This is a genomic window from Vibrio sp. 1151_11, assembly GCF_029478525.1.
GTDB lineage: Bacteria > Pseudomonadota > Gammaproteobacteria > Enterobacterales > Vibrionaceae > Vibrio > Vibrio anguillarum.
In genome coordinates this window covers 1-15,586 of the sequence record NZ_SHMN01000014.1, presented here as the reverse complement: position 1 = coordinate 15,586, position 15,586 = coordinate 1, and the positions used below count along the sequence as shown (strand labels likewise).

General features: G+C 43.1%; 12 protein-coding genes, 1 tRNA gene and 2 rRNA genes. 6 read left to right on the top strand and 9 right to left on the bottom strand.

Annotated features, from left to right (window positions below):
- Nucleotides 1-93 precede the first annotated feature (93 nt).
- Nucleotides 94-1,323 carry a phosphoglycerate dehydrogenase gene (gene serA / locus EXZ60_RS11400; protein ID WP_026028313.1) on the top strand — a complete coding sequence of 410 codons (1,230 nt, stop codon included), beginning with the start codon at nucleotides 94-96 and terminating at the stop codon, nucleotides 1,321-1,323.
- A gap of 82 nt (nucleotides 1,324-1,405) precedes the next feature.
- Here the strand turns inward: serA and ilvN are convergent, their stop codons facing one another.
- From ilvN to EXZ60_RS11370, 6 genes are all read right to left on the bottom strand, one after another.
- Nucleotides 1,406-1,900, bottom strand: coding sequence for an acetolactate synthase small subunit (gene ilvN, locus EXZ60_RS11395; protein WP_010319822.1), 495 nt, complete (start codon nucleotides 1,898-1,900; stop codon nucleotides 1,406-1,408).
- 1 nt (nucleotide 1,901) lies between these two features.
- Nucleotides 1,902-3,641, bottom strand: a complete 1,740-nt coding sequence (locus EXZ60_RS11390; RefSeq protein ID WP_013856017.1) for an acetolactate synthase 3 large subunit — start codon at nucleotides 3,639-3,641, stop codon at nucleotides 1,902-1,904.
- Nucleotides 3,642-4,072: 431 nt separating this feature from the next.
- On the bottom strand, nucleotides 4,073-5,881 hold the full coding sequence (locus EXZ60_RS11385; protein WP_026027286.1) for a long-chain fatty acid--CoA ligase: 1,809 nt from the start codon (nucleotides 5,879-5,881) through the stop codon (nucleotides 4,073-4,075).
- A 197-nt stretch (nucleotides 5,882-6,078) separates the two neighbouring features.
- Complete coding sequence (gene leuO, locus EXZ60_RS11380; RefSeq protein ID WP_026027287.1) at nucleotides 6,079-7,038, bottom strand: transcriptional regulator LeuO; 960 nt, start codon at nucleotides 7,036-7,038, stop codon at nucleotides 6,079-6,081.
- A gap of 343 nt (nucleotides 7,039-7,381) precedes the next feature.
- Complete coding sequence (locus tag EXZ60_RS11375) at nucleotides 7,382-8,428, bottom strand: MJ1255/VC2487 family glycosyltransferase (RefSeq protein WP_026029132.1); 1,047 nt, start codon at nucleotides 8,426-8,428, stop codon at nucleotides 7,382-7,384.
- Nucleotides 8,425-8,958, bottom strand: a complete 534-nt coding sequence (locus EXZ60_RS11370; RefSeq protein ID WP_064625900.1) for a phosphatase PAP2 family protein — start codon at nucleotides 8,956-8,958, stop codon at nucleotides 8,425-8,427. Before EXZ60_RS11370 ends, EXZ60_RS11375 begins: the two co-directional genes overlap by 4 nt.
- A 459-nt stretch (nucleotides 8,959-9,417) precedes the next feature.
- On the opposite strand from EXZ60_RS11370, the gene leuA reads away from it, so the two are divergent.
- The 5 genes from leuA (at nucleotide 9,418) to EXZ60_RS11345 (ending at nucleotide 15,123) form a co-directional block, all read left to right on the top strand.
- Complete coding sequence (gene leuA, locus EXZ60_RS11365) at nucleotides 9,418-10,965, top strand: 2-isopropylmalate synthase (RefSeq protein WP_013856011.1); 1,548 nt, start codon at nucleotides 9,418-9,420, stop codon at nucleotides 10,963-10,965.
- 73 nt (nucleotides 10,966-11,038) lie between these two features.
- Nucleotides 11,039-12,130: a 3-isopropylmalate dehydrogenase gene (gene leuB, locus EXZ60_RS11360; RefSeq protein ID WP_081245355.1), complete on the top strand. Its 1,092-nt coding sequence runs from the start codon at nucleotides 11,039-11,041 to the stop codon at nucleotides 12,128-12,130.
- A 59-nt stretch (nucleotides 12,131-12,189) separates the two neighbouring features.
- Nucleotides 12,190-13,611 carry a 3-isopropylmalate dehydratase large subunit gene (leuC, locus tag EXZ60_RS11355; protein ID WP_088732862.1) on the top strand — a complete coding sequence of 474 codons (1,422 nt, stop codon included), beginning with the start codon at nucleotides 12,190-12,192 and terminating at the stop codon, nucleotides 13,609-13,611.
- Nucleotides 13,612-13,625: 14 nt separating this feature from the next.
- The gene (gene leuD, locus EXZ60_RS11350; RefSeq protein ID WP_013856008.1) at nucleotides 13,626-14,228 is read left to right on the top strand and encodes a 3-isopropylmalate dehydratase small subunit; all 603 of its coding nucleotides are present in this window, start codon (nucleotides 13,626-13,628) and stop codon (nucleotides 14,226-14,228) included.
- 112 nt (nucleotides 14,229-14,340) lie between these two features.
- The gene (locus EXZ60_RS11345; RefSeq protein ID WP_129532755.1) at nucleotides 14,341-15,123 is read left to right on the top strand and encodes a DUF547 domain-containing protein; all 783 of its coding nucleotides are present in this window, start codon (nucleotides 14,341-14,343) and stop codon (nucleotides 15,121-15,123) included.
- Nucleotides 15,124-15,176: 53 nt separating this feature from the next.
- Here the strand turns inward: EXZ60_RS11345 and rrf (EXZ60_RS11340) are convergent.
- From rrf (EXZ60_RS11340) to rrf (EXZ60_RS11330), 3 genes are all read right to left on the bottom strand, one after another.
- Nucleotides 15,177-15,292: ribosomal RNA gene (gene rrf, locus EXZ60_RS11340) — 5S ribosomal RNA — on the bottom strand.
- A 31-nt stretch (nucleotides 15,293-15,323) separates the two neighbouring features.
- Nucleotides 15,324-15,399, bottom strand: a tRNA-Thr gene (locus tag EXZ60_RS11335).
- A gap of 67 nt (nucleotides 15,400-15,466) precedes the next feature.
- A 5S ribosomal RNA gene (gene rrf / locus EXZ60_RS11330) occupies nucleotides 15,467-15,582 on the bottom strand.
- Nucleotides 15,583-15,586 lie beyond the last annotated feature (4 nt).

The window sequence follows — 15,586 nt, the reverse complement described above, 5'->3', positions numbered from 1 at the left end:
TCCAACAAAATGGTTAATCTTCCTCTTTATATTAGCCCTTTTGCTTTATGTGCGCCGTGTTTGCCCACCTTCCCATTTTTAAGGACGAGAATAATGGCCAAAGTTTCACTCGAAAAAGACAAAATCAAAATCTTACTCCTCGAAGGGCTACACCCTTCAACGGTTGAAGTACTGCAATCTGCCGGTTACAGCAATATTGAGTATCACAAAGGTTCTCTGGGTGATGAACAACTGCTCGAAGCGGTGAAAGATGCTCACTTCATCGGGATTCGTTCGCGCACTAATTTGACCGAAGCGGTAATCAACGCGGCAGAGAAGTTGGTTGCTATCGGCTGCTTCTGCATTGGCACCAACCAAGTTGACCTGAATGCAGCCGCAAAACGCGGTATTCCTGTCTTTAATGCACCATTTTCGAATACTCGCAGTGTTGCTGAACTCGTTTTAGGCCAAACACTGCTACTACTGCGTGGGATTCCTGAAAAAAATGCATTGGCACATCGTGGTATTTGGAAAAAAAGTGCTGATAACTCTTATGAGGCACGCGGTAAACGCTTAGGTATTATTGGCTATGGCCACATTGGTACCCAGCTCGGTATCATTGCCGAAAACCTCGGTATGCAAGTCTATTTCTATGACATAGAAAACAAACTCTCACTCGGTAATGCAACGCAAATACATACCATGAGTGAACTACTGAATAAATGTGATGTCATTTCTCTGCATGTGCCTGAAACTCCAGATACTAAAAATATGATGGGTAAAGAAGAGTTTGCACGCATGAAGCCTGGCTCTATCTTTATCAACGCAGCACGCGGAACGGTAGTCGACATTCCCGCACTCTGCGATGCATTGGCATCAAACCATCTAGCTGGCGCGGCAATAGATGTATTTCCAGAAGAACCCGCCACAAACTCTGAACCTTTTGAATCCCCACTGATGCATTTTGATAATGTCATTCTGACACCGCACATTGGTGGCTCAACTCAAGAAGCACAAGAAAATATCGGTATTGAAGTAGCCGGTAAGTTGGCAAAATATTCAGATAACGGCTCAACCTTATCAAGCGTGAACTTCCCTGAAGTATCGCTGCCAATTCACCGTGATAGTTCGCGTTTACTGCATATTCACGAAAACCGTCCGGGTATTCTGACACAAATCAACACCATCTTCGCCGAAGAAGGGATCAATATCGCCGCTCAATATTTACAAACGTCAGCGGATATCGGTTATGTAGTGATTGACGTAGAAACCGCTCGCTCTGCGGAAGCTCTTACTAAGCTGAAAAGCATCAGCGGCACCATTCGTGCGCGTATTCTTCACTAAGCACTTCTCTAGTAAAAGCACCAAACGACAAAAAGGCCACATAAAATGTGGCCTTCCTTATTTCGATAGGGAGCTCAGTAAATTAAGCTTTAAGCGCTCGCTCCCCGCGAGCAATACCTACCACGCCACTTCGCGCGACTTCGATTACTTCAGTGACTTCCGACAACGCTTGAATAAAGGCATCGAGTTTTTCGCTGGTTCCAGCAAGCTGCACAGTATATTGCGCCGCAGTGACATCTACGATCTGCCCACGGAAAATATCAGCCGTACGTTTCACTTCGGCGCGCGCAAAACCGCTGGCTTTGACTTTCACCATCATCAGCTCACGTTCAATGTGTTCACACTCCGACACTTCTTGCACTTTAAGCACATCAATCAACTTATGCAGTTGCTTTTGAATTTGTTCAAGTTGCATTTCATCGGTCTTAGTGGTGATGTTTAAGCGTGACAATGTTGCATCATCGGTTGGCGAAACCGTTAGTGATTCAATGTTATAACCACGTTGAGAAAATAGACCAACAACGCGAGACAAAGCACCCGATTGGTTTTCCATTAATATTGAAATAATGTGTCTCATATTATGTTCTCTCCGTTTTGCTTAACCACATTTTGTCCATACCTTCGCCTTTAATTTGCATTGGGTAGACGTGCTCCGTTTCATCCACATTAATATCAACAAAAACCAATCGATCTTTCATATCGAGTGCTTTTTTAAGCCCGGCTTCAAGTTCATCAGGCTGTGAGATACGGATGCCAACGTGGCCATAAGCTTCTGCAATTGCTGCAAAATCGGGAACAGAACTCATATAAGAATTAGAGTGGCGTCCTTGGTAAATAATATCTTGCCACTGTTTTACCATGCCAAGAAAACGGTTGTTTAAGTTAATAATTTTCACTGGAATATCATATTGCAACGCAGTGGAAAGCTCTTGGATATTCATTTGAATACTGCCATCCCCAGTGACAATCACTACCTCTTCTTCTGGCATGGCAAATTTAACCCCCATTCCAGCGGGTAAACCAAACCCCATGGTGCCCAAACCGCCAGAGTTGATCCAACGACGAGGCTTATTGAATGGATAATAAAGTGCGGCGAACATTTGGTGCTGACCAACATCGGAGGCCACATATGCGTCTCCATTAGTCAGTTTATGTAAAGTTTCAATCACTTGCTGCGGCTTAATGCGTTCGCTGGATTTCTCATAAGCTAGGCATTGGCGGTCGCGCCAGCTTTGGATATCTTGCCACCATAGTTCAAGCGCCTGCGAATCATTACAGCCACCTTGCTCAGAGAGCAATTGCAGCATAGTTTCCAGTACTTGTTCGGCTGATCCCACTATCGGCAGATCGACTGGCACATTTTTAGAGATCGACGAAGGATCAATGTCAATGTGCATGATCTTAGCGTTCGGGCAATACTTTTCTAGATTATTGGTTGTACGGTCATCAAAACGCACGCCAATACCGAAAATCAAATCCGCATTGTGCATCGCCATATTGGCTTCATACATGCCATGCATTCCAAGCATGCCTAACGCATTTTTATGAGTCCCAGGGAAAGCACCAAGCCCCATTAACGTGCTGACTACGGGTAAATTGAGCGTTTCAGCCAGTTGTAAAATGTGCTGATCTGCACCTGAAATAACAGCGCCACCACCAATGTACAATACGGGTTTTTTGGCTTCTAACAACGCTTTTAGCGCCTTTTTAATTTGCCCTTTATGACCAGAAGTAGTTGGGTTGTATGAGCGCAGTTTGATCGACTCAGGATACGTGTAAGGGAGTTTGATCTGAGGATTCATCACATCTTTAGGCAGATCGATCACGACCGGCCCCGGGCGCCCTGTTGAGGCAATATAAAAGGCTTTCTTAATGGTTTCAGGAATATCTTCAGCTTTTTTTACAAGAAAACTGTGTTTGACGATCGGACGAGAAACCCCAACGATGTCACATTCTTGAAACGCATCGTTACCAATGAGGTTATTTGGCACGTTGCCTGAAATAACAATCATTGGAATTGAGTCCATGTAAGCGGTAGCAATCCCTGTGACGGTATTCGTCGCCCCTGGGCCAGAACAAACAAGTACCACACCCGTTTTTCCGGTTGCTCGAGCATAGCCATCTGCCATGTGCGTGGCCGCTTGCTCGTGGCGAACAAGGACATGTTTAATTTGGTCGGTTTTTGCGTGCAGCGCATCGTAAATATCAAGAACGGAACCACCTGGGTATCCAAATATTTGCTCTACACCTTCTTCGATCAGAGATTGAACCACCATCTCTGCGCCAGATAACATCTGTTGATTGGATTGCGTTGCCATTTTTTCTCCTTACCAGTACCCAACACATGGTCAGTCAATGGGCCTGGTTTTACATAGTTTAGGGCTTATTTGTAGCCTAATTCGAAAACTTTCCACTTTCGGCTATGTCTTGCTTTTGTCATAACAAAAAACAAGGTAACGCAACAACTGTAACTCTTTCTTATCATCGGGTCGAACGCCAAATAGCGCACACTTTGGCAAATGTTTGGTTAAATGGAATTTTATTAGGTAACTATCGTAAAAATGGTATCAAAAACAGCTCAATCCATGAATAATTAGCAAAAATAAAGCAAAAAATATTACCATGCAGCAATGTAGCGTTATGAGGAAGCGAGGTTTAACTTCCGTCGTAATATAAAAAATCCCCCACGCTTTATCTGAAAAGCAAGTGGAGGATTTTTAAACAATGAAAAAACTATCTTAAGATAATCTTACTCACCTTTAGTCTTTTCTTTGTACATTTCCTCGATTTCATCTTGGTAACGATCACTAATGACTTTTCTACGCAGTTTCTGAGTCGGCGTCAGCTCACCTTTGTCCATTGAAAAAGCCTTAGGTAATAATTTAAACTTTTTCACCTGCTCAAATTTGGCTAGCTCTTTTTGCAAATCATTGACTCGTTTTTCCAGCATCTCAACCACTTGGTTATTCTTGATAAGATCTAATCTGTCATGATATTTGATGTTGAGCTCCTTGGCGTAAACCTCCAAGCTGTCATAACAAGGTACAATTAAAGCCGATACAAATTTACGTGTGTCAGCAATCACCGCAATCTGTTCAATAAAGTGATCTTTACCAATCGCTCCCTCAATAACTTGTGGCGCAATGTATTTACCACCGGAGGTTTTCATCAGCTCTTTGATACGATCAGTGATGAAGACATTACCTTGCTCATCAATGTGCCCAGCATCTCCTGTTTTGAGAAAACCTTGTTCATCGAATGCTAACGCCGTTTCTTCTGCCATTTTATAGTAGCCGCGCATAACCATTGGTCCGCGAACAAGAATTTCATTGTTGTCACCGATTTTGACCTGAGCTCCTGGCATCGACATGCCTATTGAATCAGGATTAAAACACCGGTCATCCCAACAAGAAACCGTTGCTGTGGTTTCCGTCATGCCATAACCCAACTTCACGTTAATGCCAATGGCATGGAAAAACCGGCCGATGGTTTCATCTAATTTCGCGCCGCCGCAAGGCATGAAATTAATCCGCCCACCAAGCAATGCACGCAATTTAGACAACACGATTTTATCCGCTAACGCGTAGCTCTTTTTCAGCATGAAGGATGGCTGGCGCTTTTCTTGATGACAAAGAGCCATCTTAGCCCCCATATTGACCGCCCAAGTAAACAACACTTTTCGATGTAACGGCGCTTTCGAGACTTTTTCGTGAATAGCGGAGAAAATTTTCTCGTAGAAGCGAGGAACGGCACACATTACCGTTGGCTTTAGTTCACTCAATGCATCACGTACTTGCATCGTATCCTGTAAATAACAGTTAGTTGCACCGCTGTAAAGAATGTAAAAAGTCCACGCCCGTTCAAACACGTGTGACAATGGTAAAAAACAGAGTGACACATCATCCTTAGAGATGTTTAACCGCTCATCATGCCCTTCAAGCTGAGCGCCAATATTACGGTAATCAAGCATCACGCCTTTAGGTTGACCTGTGGTGCCTGAGGTATAGATGAGCGTCAGCAGATCATCCATATTCACCTGTTCAAGGCGAGACTCTAATTCCGCTTGCTGGCCATCTGTATTTTGTTCAATAAAAGTCTGCCAATGGATGCCATGTTGAAAACTTTTTAGATCAATGCCATCACTCATGGCGACAATTAATTCAAGCTGTTCGCACTCATCAAAAAAATCCAGTGCCGCATCGTATTGTGCCTGTTCACCGACCAAGAGCACTTTGACATCAGCATCTTGAATAATATAACTGGCCTGCGCTGGCGTATTAGTTGGATAAATAGGTACTGTAACGGCTCTTAACTGCAAAGTAGCCAAGTCAGCTATTGTCCACTGCGGCATGTTATTCGAAAAAATCCCGACTTTATCTTGGATTTTTATACCTTGCGTTAAAAGTGCAAGTGACATCGCATCGATACGTTGACCAAATTGCTTCCAGCTGATCCCATGCCACTCTTTCTCTATTTTGTGTTTTAGAGCAATGCACTCGCCACCTTTGACAATCTGTTCACGAATTCTTTTTACGATATGGAAATTTAAATTGGGCATCTTTTTTACCTGTAGCTTACACATGTAAGCTTTTTGAGCGCACAAGTGTACATTTAGAAGCAAAAAAGGCAACTGACGGATGTCAAAGTTATCAATTAATTCTACAGACAAAAAAGCCCTGAATGGATATAACCAATTCAAGGCTCAAAGAGGAGTATCACTAAGTTTAGATCACCGTACAAACTAACGGGTAAACGTTAGTTTAATGCAACAACTTCGCCGCAAATCATCATTAACTGATCACGCAGCCAAATATGGCCTTTGTCTTTTTCACTAGACTCATGCCAACTGAGATAACCACTGATTTGACCATTTGCAAATGGGAAATCGAGGATTTGTAACTGATCTCGGTTAGCCGCATTCTCAACCATCCAACGAGGTGCAATCGTCACCAACTCAGATTGTCCGACCACATAAAGCACGTTGCTCAAACTGGTCCCTTCATAATAAGGAACACAGTCTAATTCGCGGTATGCTTGCTCAGAAAAGCTACGTTGCCCATGGATGCGAGATAACTTCGCATGCTTTTCAGCTGTTAGGCTATCAGCGTTAACAGAGCCATTGATGCGAGGATGAGACTTAGATGCCACCACCACTAATTCATCTTGGAAAATTTCCGTACTGGAGAACCCTTGTTCATCAAAACGCGCGTAATCAATCACAAAATCGATCTCTTGGTAACGCATACGCTCGGCTAACAAACGGTTAAATTCCGCATCAAGATGAAGTTGGACCAAAGGCGCTTGTTCATGAACTGATGACATAATTTTCGGCGCGAAACGCATATCACAAGGACTGCAAATCGCTAATTTAAATAAGCGGGTTGATGTTTCAGGAGAAAACACCGAACTTGGCAGTTCATTACGGATTAATTGCAGTGCTTGACGCATCGGACCGAACAGTTGACGTGCACGTTGAGTAGGTTGAATACCTCGCCCTTGTCGCATAAACAGTTCATCATTAAACATTACCTTCAAACGCGCTACAGCATTGCTGACTGCTGGCTGAGACATACCCAAATTATGAGCGGCACGGGTAATATTTTGCTCTTGCATTACTGCATCAAAAACCGTCAGCAGGTTTAAATCTACACCACGTAATGTGCTTTCCATGCGGTAACTAGCAATAGCGCTCATTGCATCTTTTTTATCTAACATTTTTGGGACGCCTCTTGTTGTTATCGTCAATACCGTAAAAGTAATTTTTTAGAATAGATAACCTGCCATTTATTATATTTACCCAGACACAGCTGGGTGGAGGCTACTATCTGCTAAGCATTTATCGATTGGCAACAAGATTGATAAAATATCAGTTTTTTTTATCCAAACAAAAAGATTGTCCTTATTTATCAGTACGATGTATTTTTATAAAAAACCATAAAACAGAAAAATTTATGCATTTTATTCAAAACATTGAATCAAGTGATGAATAACAAGCCTTCACCTTGATACATTCACCAAATAAATTAATTACGTCAAAATTCAAAGCATTTCGTCAATATTAGCTAAATGACACATAACTAGGGAAATCAACCTGTCGCCATAAAGACTGGCTCAGCTCTTTATGATTATCCCATTTGCCATTTTGTACCCATTCAACCAAGGCTTTCGCTACATTAGGATAGACAACGCGCTCGACCTGTTTTTCATCCAACCAACGGCGTAACTCCGACGGGTCCAAAAACTCCATAGATGCAGCAAGCCCGAGATTCTCAAGAGTGGCAACGTTACTTTGCTGCTCAAATTGACCCGATAGTGGCTTAAGTAGCAGCTTTTTACCCAATGAAAGTGCTTCTGATGGTAATTCAAAGCCACCATTAGCAATTACGCCATCGCAGCAATGCAAGTGATATTGAAAATGGGTATGACATAAGGGACGCAACTCAACATTTTCAACGGATTGCGCTTCCATTAAGGAAGGGTGATAACAAATAAATGCTTGATTTGAAAAACGAAAAAGCAACTCAAGAATATCATCAACATGCTCAAATGGAAGATAGACCAAAATGAAATGCTCGCTAGACGTATGCTGCTCTGAACGATAGATAATCGGAGGAAGGATCGGTTGATCAAAATGATACCAATGTAAACCGACGTGGTAATTGGCAGGTGCAAACTGTTGAATAATCTGTTTATCCAGCCAACTTGCCCCTTTCAAAGGCACATTATAACGAAATGCATTTTGATGACTTATCCCAATACACGGAATACCTTGCTGTTTAGCCGCCCATGCCGATACTGGTTCAAAATCATTAATGACCAGATCATACGGAGACAAATCGAGTTTTTTTGTCTCACTCACGAAAGTCAGCAAATTATTATTCAGCGCCGTTTTAACGTAATTTACGTGTCCCTGTTCAGTTTCAAAAGTAAAACCGCGCCGAGTTTTGTAATCACCGAAACTTTCCATCGAAAAGTATTTCTCTTTTTCACGTCCAGAAAAGAGAAATTGCACATCAATTTTGGCTTCTTTCAACGCTTCACTCATCACTCGTGAACGAGCAATATGGCCATTTCCGGTGCCTTGGACACCATACAGAATTTTCAAAAGCCTCTCTCCAGCAACCACAAAGCAAATCTTGCGCTGCTTACACCAAGCAGCGCGCCAATCACGATATCCGTCAAAAAGTGAACCCCAAGTAGGATGCGAGATACGCCAATTAAGCCAGCCCAAACCAAGACAAAAGCATCGCTATGAGGATAGAAGTGGCCAATTAATGTCGCCATAACAAACCCTGCAGCCGTATGACCAGAGGGCAAACTGTAGCGATCCGAAGGGGTAATAAAGGCAATGAATGAAGGAGAAAACTCTTCAGGGCGACGACGCTGAAAGCTATTTTTTAATCCCCAATAAATAGGGAGTTCAATCGCGAAAGCGGCCAGTCCAGCCATTAAGAATAGGTGGCCATTAAGCGGGTCTAAATACCAAGCTAAAGCACCAATCAACGCGTACAAATGCCCATCCCCAGTATGGGAAATAGCTTTGCTGATCTGCGCTACAGGCTGATTAAAACGATGCTGTAAACAAAATAGCGAAAACGCTACGTCAAACTTAACAATTTGTCCGATGGCACGCATGAGCGACTCCTGTCATTCCATAAACCTCTTACGCTCTAAACGTAGAAGTTTAAAATGACAAATACGTGACTGTTTGTTGGAGAATGAATGAATTTAACCGATGACAAACGTTCTTGCGTGAAAACATTCCGTGCTACAAAAAGTGATCCTCTCTACCAATTCTGCTCATTTTTACCGCTTTTGACTAAAACTGATCCGATATGAATAAAAAAACAACTTAATGGTTGACGAGTTAAGTCGAGTACGGTACTAATTTGTTAACTTAATCTTGTGGAATGTTACGAATGACTATCCGTTTTTCTATCCTGCTGGGCCTGCTCCTTATCGTGAACCATTCGCGCGGGTAGGTTGTGGAAGAAAAACACCACACAAGATGACAAGAGCCCGCACTGAGATGCGGGTTTTTTTATAACTATATTTAGGAAGTAAACGATTAACCATCGGTGCAAGGGAGCAAACATGAATAATCAAGTCATTATATTCGACACCACATTACGTGATGGCGAACAAGCTTTGTCAGCAAGCTTAACCGTTAAAGAAAAACTGCAGATTGCTTACGCATTAGAGCGCCTTGGTGTTGATGTTATTGAAGCAGGTTTTCCAGTTTCCTCCCCAGGTGATTTTGAATCGGTCAAAACGATTGCCAAACACATTAAAAACAGCCGCGTCTGCGCGCTTTCTCGCGCGGTAGCAAAAGATATTGATGCAGCGGCCGAAGCTCTGAAAGTCGCCGATGCTTTTCGTATCCATACGTTTATTTCAACCTCAACCATTCATGTGCAAGATAAATTGCGCCGCAGTTATGATGATGTGCTCGAGATGGCAGTCAGTGCGGTGAAACACGCCCGTAACTACACCGATGACGTCGAATTTTCCTGTGAAGATGCGGGCCGAACGCCCATTGATAATCTCTGTAGAATGGTCGAAGCCGCAATTAATGCCGGAGCTAAGACCATCAATATTCCAGACACGGTCGGTTATACTGTTCCTAGCGAATTTGGTGGCATTATTCAGATGCTGTTTGAGCGAGTCCCTAACATAGATAAAGCCATTATTTCCGTTCATTGCCACGATGACTTGGGAATGTCAGTCGCAAACTCGATTGCCGCTGTACAGGCTGGCGCAAGGCAAATAGAAGGCACCATCAACGGTATTGGTGAGCGCGCTGGTAACTGTTCACTGGAAGAGATCGCGATGATCATCAAAACTCGTCAAGAATTCCTCGGCGTACATACTGGCTTAAAGCATGATGAGATCCACCGCACCAGTAAGTTGGTCAGCCAACTGTGCAATATGCCGATTCAAAGTAACAAAGCAATTGTCGGTGCCAACGCATTTAGCCACTCGTCAGGCATTCACCAAGATGGCATGTTGAAAAACAAAAACACTTACGAAATCATGACTCCAGAGTCAATTGGCCTAAAAAACCAAGCGCTGAACTTAACGAGCCGCAGTGGCCGCGCCGCAGTAAAAAGCCATATGGATAGCATGGGTTACAATGAAAACGAATATAACCTCAATGCCTTGTATGAAGATTTCTTAAAATTGGCAGATCGTAAAGGCCAAGTGTTTGACTATGACTTAGAAGCTTTGATGCACTTTTCAAATCTGCGTGATGAAGACGATTTCTACAAATTGAACTATTTGAGTGTTCAATCAGGCAGTGTTATGGCGACCACCAGTATTAAATTGCTTTGTGGTGATGAAGAAAAATGTGAAGCTGCCGTTGGTAATGGTCCTGTCGATGCGCTTTACCAATGTATTTACCGTCTAACTGGCTATGAGATCGTATTGGATAAATTTGACCTTACCGCCAAGGGCGAAGGTGAAGATGGACTCGGGCAAGCCGATATTATTGCCAACTACAAAGGGCGAAAATATCACGGTACAGGCGTCTCTACGGATATTGTCGAAGCATCAGGACAAGCCTTATTGCACGTGATCAATAGCATTCATCGTGCCGATCAAATTGCAGAAATTAAACAAAAGAAAGTGGCAACCGTTTAACGTACCTAGATTAGAGCTTTCAGTCTTTAGAGCTCACTGGGGCAAGCAAATATAAAAATAGTAAAGGACTAACATGACAGACAAAACATACAAAATTGCCGTTCTTGCAGGTGATGGTATCGGCCCAGAAGTAATGCAACAAGCACACAAGGTATTGGATGCGATTGAAAAAAAACATGCTATCCGGTTTGCCAGAGAAGAACATGATGTCGGCGGGATTGCGATTGATAACCACGGTTGCCCGCTACCTGAAAGCACCATTAAAGGATGTGAAGAGGCAGACGCCGTATTGTTTGGTTCCGTAGGCGGTCCTAAATGGGAGCATTTACCACCCAACGACCAACCAGAACGCGGCGCACTCCTACCGCTTCGCAAACATTTTCAACTGTTTTGTAACTTGCGTCCTGCTCAAATTCATTCCGGCTTAGAAAGCTTTTCTCCTTTACGATCCGATATCTCCGATCGTGGCTTCGATATTGTGGTTGTTCGGGAATTGACTGGTGGTATTTATTTTGGCCAACCCAAAGGACGAGAAGGCGAAGGGGCAAATGAAAAAGCATTTGATACCGAAGTTTACCACCGCTACGAAATCGAACGCATTGCAAAAATAGCGTTTGAGTCCGCACAATTACGTCGTAAAAAAGTATGCTCAGTCGATAAAGCGAACGTATTACAAAGCTCTATCTTATGGCGTGAGGTCGTGGAAGAGATCGCAAAAGATTATCCGGACGTCGAGCTTTCACACATTTATATCGATAATGCCACTATGCAGCTCATTAAAGATCCCTCTCAATTTGATGTCATGCTGTGCTCTAATATTTTTGGTGACATCATTTCCGATGAATGCGCCATGATCACAGGCTCAATGGGCATGCTACCTTCCGCTAGCCTTAATGAAAGCAATTTCGGTCTCTATGAGCCAGCAGGTGGCTCTGCACCTGATATCGCAGGAAAGAACATTGCTAACCCAGTTGCACAAATTCTTTCCGCCGCTTTAATGCTACGTTATAGCTTGGGCGAAGAAAGTGCCGCTCAAGCTATCGAAAATGCCGTATCAAAGGCGCTTACCGCAGGTGAACTCACCGCAGATCTTGCCAGTGGTAAATCGGCACTTTCAACCTCTGAAATGGGCGATAAAATTGCCAGCTATATTTTAAACTCATAATTAGTAGGACTAGGCTCGCCTAGTCCTTTATAAAGCTCAAAGAGCTCAAGGAAGAAGCAATGTCGCAAGCAAAAACCTTATACGAAAAAATTTATGATGCCCACATTGCGGTATCAGCTGAAGGGGAAACCCCCATCCTTTATATCGATCGTCATCTCGTTCATGAAGTGACATCACCGCAAGCATTTGATGGTTTACGCGAAAAGGGACGTAAAGTTCGTCAGACGAGTAAAACATTCGCTACCATGGACCATAACGTTTCAACCACCACAAAAGACATTAATGCCTCGGGTGAGATGGCTCGAATCCAAATGGAAACATTGTCCAAGAACTGTGCTGAGTTTGGCGTAACACTCTACGACTTAAATCATAAATACCAAGGCATCGTTCATGTCATGGGGCCAGAATTAGGTATTACTCTTCCCGGTATGACCATTGTCTGCGGTGACTCACACACAGCAACACATGGCGCATTTGGCTCGTTAGCGTTTGGCATCGGTACATCAGAAGTTGAGCACGTACTTGCAACCCAAACATTGAAACAAGCTCGCGCGAAAACGATGAAAATTGAGGTGACAGGCAAAGTCGCTCCAGGCATCACCGCTAAAGATATCGTGCTAGCCATTATAGGTAAAACAACGGCGGCCGGTGGTACAGGCTATGTCGTTGAATTTTGTGGTGAAGCGATTACCGATCTTTCAATGGAAGGTCGTATGACGGTGTGCAATATGGCGATTGAACTTGGGGCAAAAGCCGGTCTTATCGCCCCTGATCAGACTACGTTTGACTACATTAAAGGTCGCAAATTTTCTCCTCAAGGAAGCGATTTAGAAGCCGCCATTGAGTACTGGGCAACGCTAAAAACCGATGATAATGCCAAATTCGATGCAGTCGTTACCCTAAATGCCGCGGACATCAAACCACAAGTAACGTGGGGCACAAACCCAGGGCAAGTAATTGCTGTCGACGAAACTATTCCATCTCCTGATAGCTTTAGTGATCCTGTCGAAAAAGCATCAGCAGAAAAAGCACTGGCGTATATGGGACTGGAAGCAGGTAAATCCTTGTCAGACTATAAAGTGGATAAAGTCTTTGTCGGTTCTTGCACAAACTCTCGCATTGAAGATATGCGAGCAGCAGCTCAAGTCGCGAAAGGTAAAAAAGTCGCACCACATGTTCAAGCATTGATTGTTCCAGGTTCAGAGCAAGTTAAGGCGCAAGCGGAAGCGGAAGGCTTGGATAAAATATTTATTGAAGCGGGTTTTGAATGGCGCTTGCCGGGCTGTTCAATGTGCTTGGCTATGAACAATGACAGGCTCGGTGCAGGTGAGCGTTGTGCATCAACATCCAACCGCAATTTTGAAGGCCGCCAAGGTCGAGATGGACGTACACATTTAGTCAGTCCTGCAATGGCCGCCGCCGCCGCCATCGCTGGACACTTTGTCGATATCCGTAATATTCATTCTTCAACACTCAACTAAACAGGGGATCACCAATGTCAGGTTTTAAACAGCACACAGGTTTGGTCGTTCCTCTTGATGCAGCGAACGTCGATACAGATGCCATTATCCCTAAGCAATTTTTACAGAAAGTAAATCGCACTGGTTTTGGCAAACACCTTTTTCATGATTGGCGTTTTCTAGATGATGCAGGTCAACAACCTAATCCAAATTTTGTCATGAATAAACTTCGCTATGAAGGAGCGAGCATTCTACTTGCTCGTGAAAACTTTGGGTGTGGTTCTTCACGAGAACATGCCCCTTGGGCTTTAGCGGATTACGGCATCAAAGCCATGATTGCACCCAGTTTTGCGGATATTTTTTATGGTAACTCAATCAATAACCAAATGGTTCCAGTCCGCCTTACAGAGCAAGAAGTTGATGAAATATTCCAATTTGTTGAAGGAAATGAAGGTGCTCAACTAACTGTAGATCTTGAACGAATGGAAGTTAAAGCCAATGGAAAAACATACTCATTTGAAATTGATGAATTTCGTCGCCATTGCTTACTTAATGGATTAGACAATATCGGTTTGACGCTACAGCACGAAGATAAAATCGCTGATTATGAAACAAAAATTCCTAGCTTTTTGAAATAGCGAGTATCGATTTAATTTCCAGAGGTTGGTGTAGATGCATCAACCTTTTATTTTATCTGAAATTTATCAATCCCTACCTAGGTCATATAACCTATGAGATGAGAGGTAAACGATGAAATATCTATTAACGCTATGTTTGACACTCGGGTCAACGAATGTATTTTCTGCTCCTAAATCACAACTATGGGATTATTGGAACTCTAGTAATGAAGAAAATACACAAGCCATTTCACATCAAATTTGGCAGACAACACTTGATACTTATCTAATCCAAGAAAATCACAACAACCTCTTCGATTATCAAAGGGTCAACTCAAAAGATAAAGAGCAATTAGAGCTCTATATTTCACAATTATCAGCCCTTGATCCAAGAGAGTATGCAAAGCTGGAACAATATGCTTACTGGGTCAACTTATATAATGCCTTAACAGTTAACTTAATCGTCGATCATTACCCAATACCATCCATCACTAAACTGGGAGGATTTTTCTCATTTGGCCCTTGGGAACAAAAGATCATTACCATCAATCAAAAAGAGCTGACTCTCAATGATATTGAACATCGAATTTTAAGACCTATTTGGAAAGATCCTCGAACCCATTATGCGGTCAACTGCGCAAGTCTTGGCTGCCCAAACTTACAAAAGCAGGCTTTCACAGCAGAAAATACTGAATTATTACTGGAGAAATCAGCCACTGAGTTTATCAATAGCGAAAAAGGAGTAAAGGTCACCAATGATAAATGGGTTCTGTCTTCTATTTATGACTGGTTTGCTGAAGATTTTGGAACGAAACAGCAATTATTTGAGCACTTAGTGCAGTATAACAAGGCACTAAAAAGCGAGAAAAAGAGTATCAGCTATCACTATGATTGGACATTGAATGATACTAAATGATACGAATAGATAGAAAAAAACCTCAGCATTTCTGCTGAGGTTTCGTAATTCAAACCTGGCGATGTCCTACTCTCACATGGGGAGACCCCACACTACCATCGGCGCTGTTGTGTTTCACTTCTGAGTTCGGCATGGGTTCAGGTGGGTCCACAACGCTATGGTCGCCAAGCAAATTCTTTTAGCTTACAGAGCTATAAAACTGGTGCTGATACCCAGAATCGAACTGGGGACCTCATCCTTACCAAGGATGCGCTCTACCGACTGAGCCATATCAGCACACTGTATCTTGTGTCACAAGTGACTAAAAAGCCCGCTCTTACAAACGGGCTCTTATAAATTCAAAGCCTGGCGATGTCCTACTCTCACATGGGGAGACCCCACACTACCATCGGCGCTGTTGTGTTTCACTTCTGAGTTCGGCATGGAATCAGGTGGGTCCACAACGCTATGGTCGCCAAGCAAA

Coding starts and splice junctions, on each gene's coding strand:
- serA (WP_026028313.1), top strand. CDS start 94: ATGGCCAAAGTTTCACTCGAAAAAGACAAAATCAAAATCTTACTCCTC.
- ilvN (WP_010319822.1), bottom strand. CDS start 1,900: ATGAGACACATTATTTCAATATTAATGGAAAACCAATCGGGTGCTTTG.
- EXZ60_RS11390 (WP_013856017.1), bottom strand. CDS start 3,641: ATGGCAACGCAATCCAATCAACAGATGTTATCTGGCGCAGAGATGGTG.
- EXZ60_RS11385 (WP_026027286.1), bottom strand. CDS start 5,881: ATGCCCAATTTAAATTTCCATATCGTAAAAAGAATTCGTGAACAGATT.
- leuO (WP_026027287.1), bottom strand. CDS start 7,038: ATGTTAGATAAAAAAGATGCAATGAGCGCTATTGCTAGTTACCGCATG.
- EXZ60_RS11370 (WP_064625900.1), bottom strand. CDS start 8,958: ATGCGTGCCATCGGACAAATTGTTAAGTTTGACGTAGCGTTTTCGCTA.
- leuA (WP_013856011.1), top strand. CDS start 9,418: ATGAATAATCAAGTCATTATATTCGACACCACATTACGTGATGGCGAA.
- leuB (WP_081245355.1), top strand. CDS start 11,039: ATGACAGACAAAACATACAAAATTGCCGTTCTTGCAGGTGATGGTATC.
- leuC (WP_088732862.1), top strand. CDS start 12,190: ATGTCGCAAGCAAAAACCTTATACGAAAAAATTTATGATGCCCACATT.
- leuD (WP_013856008.1), top strand. CDS start 13,626: ATGTCAGGTTTTAAACAGCACACAGGTTTGGTCGTTCCTCTTGATGCA.
- EXZ60_RS11345 (WP_129532755.1), top strand. CDS start 14,341: ATGAAATATCTATTAACGCTATGTTTGACACTCGGGTCAACGAATGTA.